We start from the raw sequence: 2,248 nt of genomic DNA, 5'->3' as shown, positions 1-2,248 counted from the left end.
GAGCCCTTTTTGAAAAATGCGATCCCGCAGCATTTTGCTTTTGCAGCTGCAACATCGCGATACAGAGGGATCATTGCCGACATTCAGAGCAACCGGGACCATCCGGATCTTTGAGTACGACTTCACCAGCTCTTGAAATGTCTAAGCGCACATTTTTGCAGCACTTCATTTAAGGACAGCAGAAGAAACGGGCATTCGAGCATCGCGCATTCCTTTGGATCTGTCGGGCAATGTACATGCAGATGAATGCCTGTGATATCAACTGCGTGAGAAAAGATCTGCGTATCCTTGTCGTTGAAGCTGATGCAGCCAAAGCGAAAAACATCATCGACGCGCTGCTTGAGGCAGGGTGGACCGATCTGCACGCGATCTCCCAAGTCTCGGGTCTGGAGCAATCCATCGAAGAGCATGCCCCGGATATTGTGCTGATCGACATGGCCAACCCCGACCGTGATACACTTGAACATGTTGGTGCTGTCTCCAATACCAAATCCCGCGCTGTTGCGATGTTCGTGGACCAGACCGATCCCCATCTGACCCAAGCGGCCCTTGCCGCGGGTGTCAGCGCCTATGTCGTCGACGGTTTGCAGATGAATCGCATCAAATCAGTGATCGAGACGGCAATCGCGCGGTTCCAGATGATGCGGCAAATGCGGTCAGAGCTGGATGCCGCCAAACAGGCGCTGGAGGACCGTAAAACCATAGACCGCGCCAAGGGCATTTTGATGCGCCGTCGCGGTCTTTCCGAGGATGAAGCCTATAAGCTCTTGCGAAAAGCGGCCATGGATCAGGGTCGCAAGGTGATCCACGTGGCGCAAGCACTGGTCACGGCCTCGGATTTGCTCGGATGACGCGTACTGTCCTAAACTGTGGCTACGTCCCTTTGGTTGACAGCGCTCCGCTGATCATTGCGCACGAGCTGGGTTTCGCCGCCGAAGAAGGTTTGGAGCTTAACCTTGTGCGTCAGCCGTCGTGGTCCGCCTTGCGCGATATGTTGGGCCTTGGGCATCTAGACGCGGCGCAGATGTTGTCACCGATGCCGGTGGCGATGACGCTGGGACTGGGTGGCCTTTCTGCGCGGATCGATACGCTTATGGGCCTGTCGGCAAATGGAACGGTGTTTGGCGTCACCACACGGCTTGCGCAGCACCTTGAGCAGATTACCTTTGGCGACCCTCATGCGCTGCTGGCAGGTCTGGAGGCGTGGGGGCCAAGACCCTTGCGTGTCGGTGTCCCGTTTCCCTTCTCGATGCATCGCTTGTTGCTGTCCTATTGGACAGCGGCCGCTCCGGGCCTTGCGGTAGAGAGCGTGACCGTACCGCCCCCGCGCATGGCCGAAGCGGTAGCACAAGGGCACGTTGATGCCTTTTGGGTGGGCGAGCCTTGGGGCAGCGATATTGTGGCGCGCGGAGTGGGTGATATCGTCATGGCGGGATCTCACGTCTGGGGGTTTGCGCCCGAAAAAGTGCTGGCCGCGCGTCATGATTGGACAGTGGACAACCCCGAAACCACCCAAAAACTGATGCGCGCGGTCTATCAGGCGTCCCGCTGGCTTGATCTGGAAGAGAACAAACCGTTGGCCGTCGAAATGCTGGGCCGGAGCGAGCATCTGAACCTTTCGCATGAAGTCATCGAACCTGCGGTCACAGGCATGCTGACCCCAACCGCTGGCGCTGACCCCATACGGGTGGAGCATTTCTTGATGTTTCATGATCATGCGGCGTCGTTTCCGTGGCGCAGTCAGGCCGCGTGGATCGCCAAGCAGCTCGGCGCAGACTCCGCAGGAACCGCCGCAGCCATGTCCTGTTGCCGGACTGATCTCTACCGCAAATACCTCGGTCCGATCGGCGCTGATCTGCCCGGCGCGTCGGAAAAAGTCGAAGGCGCGATGAATGAAAAAACCGCTGTTGCCTCATCGCGGGGGCAGATGATTCTTGCGCCAGATGCTTTTTTTGACGGTAGGACGTTCGATTTTTCATCAAATGCGGCTGAATAAATAGGCACTCTGCGAGGCAACTAGTATTTTTGCGCCGCACTGCAGAAAAAACATTGCGAACCGTTTCAGGGCGGTTCAACATAAGATGAAGACCACAGGCGCTGCCGCCTGATACCTCCCGCCAATGATGGTGGATTCCTCTCAAGAGCAAAGCCGCTCGTAAGACGCATGGATATCTCCGTGCCGCTTACGTGTGGCTTTTTTTCGTTTTACGGGCTCCGCCCGTCCCATCACAGGACACATAAGATGATT

The 2,248-nt window shown here is 56.8% G+C and carries 2 protein-coding genes; both read left to right on the top strand.

Annotation, left to right across the window (positions count from 1 at the left end; genetic code table 11):
• Window positions 1–266 precede the first annotated feature (266 nt).
• A complete protein-coding gene (locus tag ABYT07_RS20555; RefSeq protein WP_372993860.1) occupies window positions 267–851 on the top strand; it encodes an ANTAR domain-containing response regulator in 585 nt (194 codons plus the stop codon).
• Entirely contained in the window at window positions 848–1,996 is a 1,149-nt protein-coding gene (locus tag ABYT07_RS20550) for a CmpA/NrtA family ABC transporter substrate-binding protein (RefSeq protein ID WP_372993859.1), read from the top strand. Before ABYT07_RS20555 ends, ABYT07_RS20550 begins: the two co-directional genes overlap by 4 nt.
• Window positions 1,997–2,248 lie beyond the last annotated feature (252 nt).

Source organism: Sulfitobacter sp., assembly GCF_041552635.1.
Taxonomy (GTDB): Bacteria; Pseudomonadota; Alphaproteobacteria; order Rhodobacterales; family Rhodobacteraceae; genus Sulfitobacter.
This window is presented reverse-complemented; position numbering and strand designations above follow the sequence as displayed.